The sequence below is a fragment of the Pseudomonas morbosilactucae genome (assembly GCF_023241715.1).
In the GTDB taxonomy this organism is placed as follows: domain Bacteria; phylum Pseudomonadota; class Gammaproteobacteria; order Pseudomonadales; family Pseudomonadaceae; genus Aquipseudomonas; species Aquipseudomonas morbosilactucae.
In genome coordinates this window covers 33,349-45,707 of sequence record NZ_JALQCW010000025.1, presented here as the reverse complement: position 1 = coordinate 45,707, position 12,359 = coordinate 33,349, and the positions used below count along the sequence as shown (strand labels likewise).

9 protein-coding genes are annotated in these 12,359 nt (G+C 62.5%); 3 read left to right on the top strand and 6 right to left on the bottom strand.

All coding sequences use genetic code 11. From position 1 onward, the window contains the following. Nucleotides 1-94 precede the first annotated feature (94 nt). The 4 genes from M1B34_RS11885 to M1B34_RS11870 all read right to left on the bottom strand — a co-directional run bounded on the left by M1B34_RS11885 (nt 95) and on the right by M1B34_RS11870 (nt 3,805). Nucleotides 95-862 carry an SDR family oxidoreductase gene (locus M1B34_RS11885; protein ID WP_123332143.1) on the bottom strand — a complete coding sequence of 256 codons (768 nt, stop codon included), beginning with the start codon at nt 860-862 and terminating at the stop codon, nt 95-97. Nucleotides 863-900: 38 nt separating this feature from the next. Further along, nucleotides 901-1,968 (bottom strand): phosphotransferase family protein, encoded by a 1,068-nt coding sequence (locus tag M1B34_RS11880; protein ID WP_268265249.1) that lies wholly within the window; start codon nt 1,966-1,968, stop codon nt 901-903. Between the two features lie 177 nt (nt 1,969-2,145). Next, nucleotides 2,146-3,096, bottom strand: coding sequence for a 2-hydroxyacid dehydrogenase (locus tag M1B34_RS11875; protein WP_268265248.1), 951 nt, complete (start codon nt 3,094-3,096; stop codon nt 2,146-2,148). A 166-nt stretch (nt 3,097-3,262) separates the two neighbouring features. After that, complete coding sequence (locus tag M1B34_RS11870) at nt 3,263-3,805, bottom strand: cysteine hydrolase family protein (protein ID WP_268261051.1); 543 nt, start codon at nt 3,803-3,805, stop codon at nt 3,263-3,265. Between the two features lie 464 nt (nt 3,806-4,269). Between M1B34_RS11870 and M1B34_RS11865 the strand changes: the two genes are divergently transcribed. Both M1B34_RS11865 and M1B34_RS11860 read left to right on the top strand, forming a co-directional pair. Next, nucleotides 4,270-5,565, top strand: a complete 1,296-nt coding sequence (locus M1B34_RS11865; RefSeq protein ID WP_268261050.1) for a serine/threonine transporter — start codon at nt 4,270-4,272, stop codon at nt 5,563-5,565. A 202-nt stretch (nt 5,566-5,767) separates the two neighbouring features. Further along, nucleotides 5,768-7,429, top strand: a complete 1,662-nt coding sequence (locus tag M1B34_RS11860) for a SulP family inorganic anion transporter (protein ID WP_268265247.1) — start codon at nt 5,768-5,770, stop codon at nt 7,427-7,429. A gap of 124 nt (nt 7,430-7,553) precedes the next feature. Here M1B34_RS11860 and acnB read toward each other — a convergent pair whose 3' ends face one another. Then, the gene (acnB, locus tag M1B34_RS11855) at nt 7,554-10,154 is read right to left on the bottom strand and encodes a bifunctional aconitate hydratase 2/2-methylisocitrate dehydratase (protein WP_123332155.1); all 2,601 of its coding nucleotides are present in this window, start codon (nt 10,152-10,154) and stop codon (nt 7,554-7,556) included. Between the two features lie 408 nt (nt 10,155-10,562). Here acnB and M1B34_RS11850 point away from each other — a divergent pair, with 408 nt between their 5' ends. Next, nucleotides 10,563-11,042, top strand: a complete 480-nt coding sequence (locus tag M1B34_RS11850; RefSeq protein ID WP_123332157.1) for a DUF1289 domain-containing protein — start codon at nt 10,563-10,565, stop codon at nt 11,040-11,042. Nucleotides 11,043-11,393: 351 nt separating this feature from the next. On the opposite strand, the gene M1B34_RS11845 is transcribed toward M1B34_RS11850, so the two are convergent. Further along, entirely contained in the window at nt 11,394-12,257 is an 864-nt protein-coding gene (locus M1B34_RS11845; protein ID WP_123332161.1) for a universal stress protein, read from the bottom strand. Between the last annotated feature and the right edge of the window lie 102 nt (nt 12,258-12,359).

Below are 12,359 nucleotides of genomic sequence, written 5' to 3'. Positions count from 1 at the left end.
CGCTGGCGTGCCAGCGACCCGCTCTACCAATCCCTCCACCCAACACAAAAAAAGGCAGCCCAAGGCTGCCTTTTTCACCTGTCTCCAGCCAACCTCAGGACAGAAAGCCCCCGTCCACATTCAACGCCACGCCGGTGGTGTAGCTCGACGCATCGCTGGCCAGGTACAGCACCGCGCCGGCCATTTCACTGGGGTCGGCCACGCGCTTGAGGGGGATCTGCGCCAGGGCGGTCTTGAGGATGGCGTCGTTCTTCACCAGGGCCGACGCGAATTTGGTGTCGGTGAGGCCCGGCAGCAGGGCGTTGCAGCGGATGCCGAACTGCGCGCATTCCTTGGCGAAGACTTTGGTCATGTTGATCACCGCCGCCTTGGTCACCGAGTAGATGCCCTGGAAGATGCCCGGGGAAATGCCATTGATCGAGGCCACGTTGATGATGCTGCCGCCGCCGTTTTCGCGCATCAGCTTGCCGGCTTCCACCGACATGAAGAAGTAGCCACGGATGTTCACGTCCACCGTCTTCTGGAAGGCTCCCAGGTCGGTGTCCAGCACGTTGCAGAACTGTGGGTTGGTGGCGGCGTTGTTGACCAGGATATCCAGGCGCCCGAACTGTTCGCGGATGCCGGCGAAAACCTGGCTGATCTGCTCCATTTCGCCAATGTGGCAGGCAATGGCCGTGGCCTTGCCGCCGTCGGCGATGATGGCGTCGGCCACGTGCTGGCAGCCATCGAGCTTGCGGCTCGAGACGATCACGTGGGCGCCTTGCTGGGCCAGGAGTTTGGCGATGGCTTCACCGATGCCGCGGCTGGCGCCGGAAACGAAAGCGATCTTGCCGTCGAGGTCGAACAACTGAGTCTTGGACATGGTGTTTCCTTGTTGTTGTGGTCGGTCGCGGGGCGCGATCAGAGGCTGGATTGATCGATTACTTGCAGGCTCATCTGCTCCAGCAGTTTGTTCATCTGGATGAACTGCGCGAAGCGTTTGTCCTGGGTCTGGCCGTGATAGAAGCGGTAGTAAATCTGCTGCACGATGCCGGCCAGGCGGAACAGGCCGTAGATGTAATAGAAGTCGAAGTTGCCAATGGCAATGCCCGAGCGTTCGGCGTAGTAGTCGACGAACTGCCGGCGGCTGAGCATGCCCGGGGCGTTGCTCGGCTGGCGCCGCATCAGTTGCACCGGCGCCGGGTCGTCGGCTTCGATCCAGTAGGCCAGGGTGTTGCCTAGGTCCATCAGCGGGTCGCCGAGGGTGGTCAGCTCCCAGTCCAGCACGCCGATGATCTGCATTGGGTTGGCGGCGTCGAGGATCACATTGTCGAAGCGATAGTCGTTGTGCACGATGCTCGATTGCGGGTGGTCGGCGGGCATCTTGTCGTTGAGCCAGGCCTTGACCGCTTCCCACGCCGGGGCGTCCGGGGTCAGGGCTTTTTCATAGCGGTCGCTCCAGCCGCGGATCTGCCGTTGCACATAGCCTTCCGGCTTGCCCAGGTCGGCCAGGCCACAGGCCTGGTAATCCACCCGGTGCAGCTCCACCAGCTTGTCGATAAAGCTCTTGCACAGGGTTTCGGTCTTGGCCGCGTCCAGGCCCAGTTCCGGCGGCAGGTCGGAGCGCAGGATGATGCCCTTGACCCGCTCCATCACGTAGAACTCGGCGCCGATCACCGACTCGTCGGTGCAGTGCACGTAGGCCTTGGGGCAGTAGGGGAAACCGTCCTTGAGCTGGTTGAGGATGCGGTACTCGCGGCCCATGTCGTGGGCCGACTTGGCCTTGTGGCCGAAGGGCGGGCGGCGCAGGACGAACTCGTGCCCGGGGTATTCCAGCAGGTAGGTGAGGTTCGAGGCGCCGCCGGGGAACTGGCTGATCTGTGGGGTGCCGCTGAGGCCGGGAATGTGCGCCTTGAGGTACGGATCTATGAGGCTGGCGTCGAGTTCTTCGCCGGAGCGGATACGGGTGGACTGGTCTGTAAGCGCCATGCTTATCCCTTCTGCTTATTCTGGAGGCCAGAGATTATTGGCTAATCTAATGCGCCCACCGGAGCGCCACAATCGCGGTGGGCCTTTATAGGCAAGCGTGTTGCCGGGCAATCATTGCTTTTGATACAAGCGTTTGAAATCCCGTGCCTGACTCTAGTCCAGATCGGCGCCCGCCGTTCAGTTTGCTGGGGGCAGGGCGATCGGGGTCAGCAGCGGTTGGCCGCTGAAGAACGCCACCAGGTTCTTGCCGACCATTTCCACCGTGCCCTGGGTCGCCTCGGGCGAGAGGCCGGCGACGTGGGGCGTGAGCACCACATTGCCCAGGCTCTTGAGCGCATCCGGCACCTGGGGTTCGTCATCGAACACATCCAGGGCGGCGCCGGCGATGCTGCGGTGTTCCAACGCCGACAGCAGGTCGGCAGTGACCACCACGCTGGCCCGGGCGATGTTCACCAGAAAGCCGTTGGGCCCCAGGGCGTCGAGGGCCTTTTTATCGATCAGGTGGCGGGTGCCGGGGCCGCCCGGGGTGGCGATCACCAGGAAGTCCGAGGCCCGGGCCAGTTCACTGGCCGAGTGGCAATAGTGGTAAGGCACGCCCGGCCGGGGCTGGCGGCTGTGGTAGCTGACCTGCATGTCGAACCCCAGGGCGCAGCGCTTGGCGATGGCCATGCCCACCGCGCCCAGGCCGAGAACACCCAGGCGCTTGCCGGCCAGGGACGGGCGCATGACCTTGGGCCACTGGCTTTGGCGCACTGCCGCGTCGGCCCGGGGAATGTCGCGTACCAAGGACAGCAGCAGGGCCATGGCGTGGTCGGCCACGGACGAGGCGTTGACCCCGGCGCCATTGCTCACGGCGATGCCGCGGTTGCTGGCGGCTTGCAGGTCCACCTGCTCATAGCCGGCGCCGATCACGCAGATGATTTTCAGGTGTGTCAGGGTGGCGATTTCGTCGGCGCTCAGGCCCAGGGGGCCACGGGTCAGCACCGCGTCGATCTGCCCGGCATGGGCCTTGATGGCCTGGGCGCGCTCGGCGGGGGTGGGGGCGAGGATCAGGTGAAAGCCCTGGCTTTCCAGAATGGGCAGGTAATCGTTGATGGTTTCAACCAGGACCAGAACAGTGGCGGGCATCGAGGCACTCCTGAGGTGGCGGACAGGGCAGCCAGAGTGCTGGCTGACGTCGCGTTTGGCAATCCTTATGGGCGCTGCGAGGGCTCTGTATCGAGGCTTGTGACGGGGCGAGTGTTCCGCCAGCGGGGGCTGGCGGAGGGGGCGCAAAGGGTGTTTAGGCGGTGTTTTAGAACTGCACCTCGGCAGTCTTGGCCAGGCGCACGAAGGGGCCATTCAGGGTGGCGTTGTGGTGGGCGATGATGCCCTTGGCCCCCAGTACCGGTGTGTCCATGCAGGTATGGGCGTCTTCCACCAGCACCGCGGCAAAGCCCAGGTCACCGCTGGCGCGGCAGGTGCTGTCGATGCAGTACTGAGTCTTCATGCCGACAATCACCAGTTCGTTGACCTGGGCCGCGTGCAGGCGCTCGGCCAGGTCGGTGCCGGCAAAACAGCTGGGGCGGGCCTTGTTAAGCAGCACGTCCTGTTGTTCATCCAGCTCCAGGGTCGGCAGCAATTGCCACAGCGGGCTGCCGGCCGCAATCGGCGAACCCTCGGGGCCGGTGTGGCGCACGGCGAAAATCGGCGCCCCGGCCTGGTGGGCGCGGCGGATCAACTGATTGATATTGTCCAGGACGCGCTCGCGCTGGTAAGGCTTGTCCGGTCCGTTGAACAGGCCGACCTGCATGTCGACGATCAGCAAGGCAGGGCGTCGGATGAGAGCTGAAGGCATGGTGTTTCTCCTTGTGTGCCAGGTGGACGGAGAAACAAAAGGCCCCGTCCATTGCTGGCGGGGCCTTGGGTTTACTGCGCGTTATCTAGCCTGCACAGCCACCGTCCGACCCGCCGTAGGCGGTCGTGGTGGTGGAGGTTGGATTCAGCGCGTAAATATTCATAGGCGCCGATCATGCCGTTGCGCCGGGAGCCTTGTCAACGCGTCGCCGCCCCGCCTGTTGCGCTGTCGACTCTTGCCCCTCGGCTGTCACGCTAAGAGCAGGGGCCATGCCGCAGAGATGCACCGGGCCAGACGCGTCGCCAGAAAACCTGCCATATCCACACCGTTCCTCAGCTAAGCCTTTGCTTCTGTTGATGAATCCCGGACAATCGCGCCCCTGTTTCGGCCAGGGCACTGCCTGTCGGGTATTCCGACTCGTCCTGACCGAGTGGCAAATGACCGGAATGTGGAGATCCCACCGGATGAATGATCAGGCCAACAGCGTTGATCAACGCTTTGAAACCGCAGCCCCCGCGACGCTGAGTCGTTGGGATCGCCATGACACCACCTGGATGCTGGGCCTGTTCGGCACCGCGATCGGTGCAGGCACCTTGTTTCTGCCCATCAACGCCGGCCTGGGCGGCTTCTGGCCGCTGCTGATCCTGGCGCTGCTGGCGTTCCCCATGACCTTCTACGCCCACCGTGGCCTGACCCGTTTCGTGCTCTCGGGCCGTGACGGCGCAGACATCACGGAAGTGGTCGAGGAGCATTTCGGCATCACCGCCGGGGCGATGATCACCCTTCTGTATTTCCTGGCGATCTTCCCGATCCTGCTGATCTACAGCGTGGCCCTGACCAACACCGTGGGCAGCTTCATGCTGCACCAGCTGCACATCACGCCGCCGCCTCGGGTCGTGCTGTCGCTGGTGCTGATCCTCGGCCTGCTGGCCGTGGTGCGCTGCGGTGAGCAGTTCATCGTCAAGGCCATGAGCCTGATGGTCTATCCGTTTATCGTCGCCTTGCTGTTCCTCGCGGTGTTCCTGATCCCACACTGGAACGGCGGCATCCTCGCCACCGCGGGCGACGTGCCTACGTCGTCGTCCCTGCTGCGTACCCTGTGGCTGGCGATTCCGGTGATGGTCTTCTCGTTCAACCATTCGCCGATCATCTCGGCCTTTGCCGTGGACCAGAAGCGGCGTTACGGCCAGCACGCCGAGGCGCGCAGTTCGCAGATCCTGTCCCGGGCCCACCTGTTGATGGTGGTGATGGTGCTGTTCTTCGTCTTCAGTTGCGTGCTGACCCTGTCGCCGGCCCAACTGGCGGAGGCCAAGGAGCAGAATCTGTCGATCCTGTCCTACCTGGCCAACCACTTCGACAACCCGACCATCGCCTTCGCCGCGCCGCTGATTGCCTTTGTGGCCATTGCCAAGTCGTTCCTGGGCCACTACATCGGCGCCAGTGAAGGCCTCAAGGGCCTGATCGTCAAAGGTCGCCACCGTTCGCAGTCCAAGACCCTGGACCGCGTGACCGCCGCCTTTATGCTGGTGGTCTGCTGGATCGTCGCCACCCTCAACCCGAGCATCCTGGGCATGATCGAAACCCTGGGCGGCCCGGTCATTGCGGCCATCCTGTTCCTGATGCCGATGTATGCGATCCGCAAAGTGCCTGCCATGGCGCGCTATCGCGGGCAGGCGTCCAACGTCTTCGTGACGGCGGTGGGCCTGGTGGCGATTTCGGCGCTGGTGTATTCGTTGATGGCGCATTATTGGGGTTTTTAAGCGGGGGAACGCTGGCGAGCCAGCCCCTACAGGGGCGGTGCTGAGCGATCCAACCGACTGCCCAATGGCATGAAAAACGCCGCCCCGGAATGGGCGCGTTTTTTATTGTGCGGCAGCTGATCCAGGGCACCTCTGCTGCGACATTAACGGCTAAGCTGCGGCAGCATTGGCGCGGCTGCAGCGCCTTCTATGGAGACGCTGTATGGCAGGTGCCCCTGGTGCATCGACGCAACCCCGTGTCGATCCCCCGAATCGTTGGCTGGACGTGTTGGCCGGCTTGTCGATTGCCGGTCTGTTGTTGCCCGAGGCGGTCGCCTACTCAAGCATTGCCGCGTTGCCACCCCAGGCGGGGGTGATTGCCTTGTTTGCCGGCCTGCTGTGTTACGGGTTGTTCGGCACCAGTCGTTTCGCCATTGTTTCTGCCACCTCGTCTTCGGCGGCGGTGCTCGCCGCTGCCACGGCCACCTTGGCCAACGGCGATCCGGCGTTGCGCATGACCCTGGCGGTCGGCCTGGTGCTGGTGACCGGTGGTTTCTTCCTCTTGGCCGGGCTGTTCAAGCTCGGCAGCGTCACTTCATTTATCGCCAAACCGGTGCTGCGCGGCTTTGCCTTGGGCCTGGCGTTGACCATCATCCTCAAGCAAGTGGCGAGCATCGTCGATGTGCACTTGAGCAACGGCAACCTGATCCGCTTCCTGCCGCAACTGCTGGAGCAATGGCCGCAGTGGAATAAAGTCGGGGCGCTGGTGGGCGCGGTGGCCTTGCTGGTGTTGTGGCTGTGCGCGCGCTTCAGGCGGTTGCCGGGCGGGTTGCTGGTGGTGGCGCTGGGCATCGCTGCCGGCCAATGGCTGAACCTGCCGGCGTACGGGGTCAAACTGATCGGCGTGATTGATTTGAGCCTGGAGGTGCCGCACCTGCCGGTGCTGCCATTTGCCGACTGGCTGCGCCTGGGGGAATTGGCCTTTGCCATGGTGATGATCCTGTACGCCGAGTCCTATGGCTCCATCAGCTCCTTTGCCCTCAAGCACGGCGACCGGGTGTCGTCCAACCGCGACCTGCTGGCCCTCGGCGGCGCCAACCTGTTGTCCGGGTTGTTCCATGGCATGCCCGCCGGCGCCGGCTACTCGGCGACCTCGGCCAATGAAGCGGCGGGTGCCGGTTCGCGCCTGGCCGGGCTGGTGGCGGCCGGGGTGGTGTTGCTGATTGTCTTGACGCTGTTGCCGTGGATCGCCCTGACCCCGGAGCCGGTGCTGGCGGCCATCGTCATTCATGCCCTGAGTCGCGGTCTGAGCCTTCAGCCATTGGGGCGTTATTTCATCTGGCGCCGCGACCGTTTGCTGGTGATCTGCGCGGTGGCCGCCGTTCTGGTGCTGGGGGTGCTGGACGGCTTGTTGTTGGCGGTGGCGATCAGCGTGGTGCTGATGCTCAAGCAGATGTCATCGGCGGACATCCAGGTGCTGGGGCGAATGGGCGGTGGCCACGATTTTGTCGACTTGCAACGCCATCCCGACGCCAAGGCCATCCCCGGGGTGCTGATTGTGCGCCCCAGCGAGGCGCTGTTCTTTGCCAACGTGGAACGCATTCTGGGCGGGGCCTTGCGCCTGGCGCGGCATGCAGAGCCACCGGTGCATACGATTATTCTCAGCCTTGAAGAGTCGCCCAACCTGGACGGCACCAGCATCGAAGCCCTGGAAGGGTTCTTTTTGCAGGTGCGCGCCGAGGACAAACTGCTGATTCTGGCGCGGCTCAAGCATCAGGCCAAAGCGGTGCTGTCGAAGTTGCCGGAGCAGGAACTGGAGCAGGTGATTCTCAGTGGGCTGAGCGTCGATGGAGCGGTGCAGCAGGCGCTTCAATTGAACGCATAGGCCGTTTTGTGTCGATGGTTAAAGTGCGTTCGCCGGCAAGCTGGCGCCTACAGAAGGCTGAACGGCGGGCATAAAAAAACGCCGCTCATCTCACGATGGGCGCGTTTTTCAGAACGTTGCAGCGTTAGGCTTGAACGACCGGGATGTTGGCGTTCGCAGCAGCCTCACGGAACTCGGCGATCTGGTCAAAACTCAGGTAGCGATACACATCGCTGGCCATGGTGTTGATCTTCGCGGCGTATTCCATGTACTCCTCGACGGTCGGCAGGCGACCCAGGATGGAAGCCACCGACGCCAGCTCGGCCGAAGCCAGGTAGACGTTGGCGCCGTCACCCAGACGGTTCGGGAAGTTACGGGTCGAAGTCGACACGACAGTCGAGTTCGGCTCTACACGTGCCTGGTTACCCATGCACAGCGAGCAGCCCGGCATTTCCATGCGCGCGCCAGCCTTGCCGTAGATGCCGTAGTAGCCTTCTTCGGTCAGTTGGTGAGCGTCCATCTTGGTCGGCGGCGACAGCCACAGACGGGTTGGCAGCTGACCTTTGACCTGATCCAGCAACTTACCGGCAGCGCGGAAGTGACCGATGTTGGTCATGCACGAACCGATGAACACTTCGTCGATCTTCTCGCCTTGTACCGACGACAGCAGACGAGCGTCGTCCGGGTCGTTCGGTGCGCAGAGCACAGGCTCTTTGATCTCGGACAGGTCGATTTCGATGACTTCGGCGTATTCGGCGTCAGCATCGGCCACCATCAGCTCAGGGTTGGCGATCCAGGCTTCCATCGCTTGAGCACGACGTTCCAGGGTGCGCGCGTCGCCGTAGCCTTCGCCGATCATCCAGCGCAGCAGGGTGACGTTGGAGCTCAGGTACTCGGTGATCGACTCTTTCGACAGCTTGATGGTGCAACCGGCAGCCGAACGTTCGGCCGAGGCGTCGGACAGCTCGAAAGCCTGCTCGATGCTCAGGCCGTCCAGGCCTTCGATTTCCAGGATGCGGCCGGAGAAGGCGTTCTTCTTGCCTTTCTTCTCTACGGTCAGCAGGCCAGCCTGGATCGCGTAGTAAGGAATGGCGTGAACCAGGTCACGCAGGGTGATGCCCGGTTGCATTTCGCCTTTGAAGCGCACCAGGATCGATTCCGGCATGTCCAGCGGCATAACGCCGGTGGCTGCGGCAAACGCCACCAGGCCCGAACCGGCCGGGAACGAGATGCCCATCGGGAAACGGGTGTGGGAGTCACCACCGGTGCCGACGGTGTCCGGCAGCAGCATGCGGTTCAGCCAGCTGTGGATGATGCCGTCGCCCGGACGCAGGGACACGCCGCCACGGGTCATGATGAAGTCAGGCAGGGTGTGGTGGGTGGTCACGTCGATCGGCTTTGGATAAGCCGCGGTGTGGCAGAAGGACTGCATCACCAGATCGGTGGAGAAGCCCAGGCACGCCAGGTCTTTCAGTTCGTCACGGGTCATAGGACCGGTGGTGTCCTGGGAACCGACGGTGGTCATCTTCGGTTCGCAGTAAGTGCCAGGACGAACGCCGGCTACGCCGCACGCCTTGCCGACCATTTTCTGCGCCAGGGTGAAGCCCTTGGTGCTTTCAGCCGGAGCTTCTGGCTTCTTGAACAGGTCGGACGGTGGCAGGCCCAGTTCGGCGCGAGCCTTCTCGGTCAGGCCACGGCCGATGATCAGCGGGATACGGCCGCCAGCACGGACTTCGTCCAACAGTACCGGAGTCTTCATTTCGAAGGTGGTCAGGACTTCGTCAGTGCCGTGTTTGCAGACTTTGCCAGCATGCGGGTACAGGTCGATCACGTCGCCCATGTTCATGTTGGTGACGTCGAATTCGATCGGCAGTGCGCCGGCATCTTCCATGGTGTTGTAGAAGATCGGAGCGATCTTGCTGCCGAAGCAGAAGCCGCCAGCACGCTTGTTCGGCACGTAAGGAACGTCGTCGCCGAAGAACCACAGCACCGAGTTGGTAGCGGATTTACGCGAAGAACCGGTACCGACCACGTCACCGACGTAGGCGATCGGGAAGCCTTGGCCGCGCATTTCTTCGATCTGCTTCATCGGGCCGGTCTTGCCTTGCTCGTCCGGCACGATGCCTTCACGAGCCATTTTCAGCATGGCCAGGGCGTGCAGTGGGATGTCAGGGCGGGACCAGGCGTCCGGGGCAGGGGACAGGTCGTCGGTGTTGGTTTCGCCGGTGACCTTGAACACGCGCAGGCTGATCTTGTCGGCCAGGGTCGGGCGGTTCTTGAACCACTCGCCGTCAGCCCAGGATTGCAGCACGGCTTGAGCGTGAGTGTTGCCGTTCTTGGCTTTTTCCGCGACGTCGTGGAAGGCGTCGAACATCAACAGGGTGTGCTTGAGTTGGGCAGCGGCCACAGGCGCCAGTTCGGCGTCGTCCAGCAGGTCAACCAGGGTCACGATGTTGTAGCCGCCTTGCATGGTGCCAAGCAGTTCAACAGCGCGTTTCTTGTCGATCAGGGGAGAGGTGGCTTCGCCTTTGGCCAAGGCGGAGAGGAAACCAGCCTTGACGTAGGCAGCTTCGTCAACGCCTGGTGGAACGCGGTTGGTGATCAGGTCTACGAGGAAGGCTTCTTCGCCAGCCGGGGGGGCTTTCAGCAGCTCGACCAGGCCTGCAGTTTGTTCGGCGTTAAGCGGCTGGGGAACGATACCCAGGGCTGCACGCTCTTCGATATGTTTGCGGTAGGCTTCAAGCACAGTTATTACCCTCATCAGTGGTCCCAAATGGGTGTCCGGGACGCTCATCCAGAAAAACTCGGAACTCATGCGCTGCTGGGCTTTTTGGGCCCCTTAGCCAGAATTACGGAGTATTCCCTACAGAAGCTGTTTTCAAAGTTTTACGCCTGCAGAACGGGGAGCTGATGAGGGTTGGCGTCGAGTATTCCCCGCTGGAAAGACTCTTCGCCAACACCGCTCTGAAGGAACGACTGTGCTCGTGACGCTTTGAAAACAGCTTCGAACGGACATTGGCGCCTAAAAAGGCTGGCTGATTCTACGGGAAAAAAAATTTAAAGGTAAGTTAGGCCTTTAAGTTTGAGGGGTGATGAATGTTAGACAAAGGGCTAACATGCCCGCCTGTTTTGCTTTTCCGCGTATTGCCTACCTATGCCCAATCAGACTATCAAGACCCCCTGCGTTGGCCTCTGCTCCACGGTTTACGGTGACCTGGTGTGCCGCGGCTGCAAGCGTTTCCACCATGAAGTGATCCATTGGAACGGCTACAACGAGGAAGAAAAACGTGCGGTCTGGCTGCGTTTGGAGCAGCTGTTGGTGCAGGTGATGACGGCCAAGCTGGAAGTTTTCGACCCTCAGCGCCTGCGCAACCAACTGGAGCAACGCAAGATCCGCTTTGTGCCGCACCAGTCGGTGTATTGCTGGGCCTACCAGCTGATCGCCCGCGGGGCGCGGGTGATCAACCAGTTGGACGCCTATGGGATGGTGCTGCTGCCGGAGTTTCGCGATTGGGAACTGCCGGAATTGCGCGACGCCATTGATCGGGAATTTTTCCTGTTGTCGGAAGCCCACTACCAACGCTACATCGCCCCCGGCTTCCTCAAAGACGCCCTGGGCGCCGCTCCGCTGTAGGCACAGGCTGGCTCCCACGGATTCCCGCACCTTGTAGGAGCTGGCTCGCCAGCGATCACGGTCGCAAGGGTTGCACAAGGCTCAATGGCCTCATCGCCGGCAAGCCGACTCCTACGGATTCCCGCACCTTGTAGGAGCTGGCTCGCCAGCGATCACGGTCGCAAGGGTTGCGCAAGGCTCAAGGGCCTCATCGCCGGCAAGCCGGCTCCTACGGATTCCCGCACCCTGTAGGAGCTGGCTTGCCAGCGATCGCAGTCGTAAGGTTTGCACAAGGCTCAATGGCCTCATCGCCGGCAAGCCAGCCCCCACGGATTTCCTTACCTTGTATGCGCTGGCTTGCCAGCGATCGCTTCAGCTTTTGGAGGCCAGTTCTTGCAGGTGGTCCATGATGTCGTCGGGCTTGAGCACCAGCACGTCGCTCTCGAGGGAATCGAGCACCACTTCCGCGGTATTGCCGATCAACGCCCCCGATAACCCGGTGCGCGCCACGGTGCCGATCACTGTCACCGCTGCCTTGAGCGTGTGGGCCAGGTGCGGGATGAGCACGTCCGCCGGGCCTTCTTCGATGTGCAGGTGGTTGTCGTCGATGTCGAACTCGGCCTGGAAGGCCTGGCATTGCTCGCGGTAGCGCGCTTCGATGGTTTCCTTGAGTTGGAACACCGGGTCGGCCGCCGACAGCATGGGCGACGGGTGGGCACTGACCACATGCAGTTGCGCCTTGGCCAGGTGGGCGATATCGAAACCGTAATCGACGATGCTGGCGTGCAGGGTGCGGTGTTCGCCATCGGTGTTGCCGACGTCGATTGCCGCCAGGATCACGCCACCGCTCCAGGGCGTGGCGGTCTTGACCAGCAGCACCGGGCTCGGGCAATAGCGCAGCAGCTTCCAGTCGGCCGGGGTCAGCAGGGCTTTTTTCAGCGGGTTGTCGGTGAAGTGTTGCTTGACCACCAGGCCGCAGCCTTCGGCTTGCTGCACTTCGATGATGGTGGTGTGCAGGCTGTCGTTCCAGGCCTGCTCGGTGGTGACGCTGTAGCCTTCGCTCACCAGGCTGCTCTTGAGCACGCTGAGCAGGGCCGAGTGCTCATGCTTTTTGTCACACACCAACAGGTGCAGGTGGGCCTGGGTGACCCCGGCGATCAACTTGGCGCGCTTGAGGGCGAGGCTCTCGTGGGGCGAAGGCTCGATGACCACCAGAATGCTGCGGATGCTTTGCATGAGGGGGATCTCCAGAAGGTAAGGGGGCGTCTTGCACAACTATAGATGCTGGCTGTCGGCGCCGACGTTGATGCACATCAAACCCCGCCGCTGGTGGTCGGC